The organism is Bacillus sp. GbtcB10 (assembly GCF_019091365.1).
Taxonomy (GTDB): domain Bacteria; phylum Bacillota; class Bacilli; order Bacillales; family Bacillaceae; genus Bacillus; species Bacillus altitudinis.
Genome location: NZ_JAGXJP010000071.1, coordinates 1 through 296, shown reverse-complemented (window position 1 = coordinate 296; position 296 = coordinate 1). Strand labels below are relative to the sequence as shown.

Annotated in this window: 1 pseudogene; it reads right to left on the bottom strand. The window is 33.1% G+C overall.

Annotated elements, in window-relative coordinates:
* Positions 1-103: 103 nt before the first annotated feature.
* A pseudogene (locus tag KVT11_RS19695) lies at positions 104-296 on the bottom strand (XRE family transcriptional regulator); the annotation flags it as partial.

Below are 296 nucleotides of genomic sequence, written 5' to 3'. Positions count from 1 at the left end.
AAAAAGAAGAGAACTAACTAATAGTCCTCTTCCACGAATAGTAAAATAATGTAATATTTTACCGCTACAAATTAGGAAACTTTTCTACTATGATGGAATTATATTACAACAAATCTTTGTTTTGAAGTAACATTCTAGAGTAAACAGCCATTTGTTTAGCATACTTACCTTGTTCGCGTCCATTTAGCTTGTTATAGTCTCTTTTAATGTCGCTTAATAGTAAATCTAACAAAGGGTCATTCTGTTCGTTCTCGAAGCCGAGAAGCGTGTCTGTTGTAACGTTAAAAAATGACGCG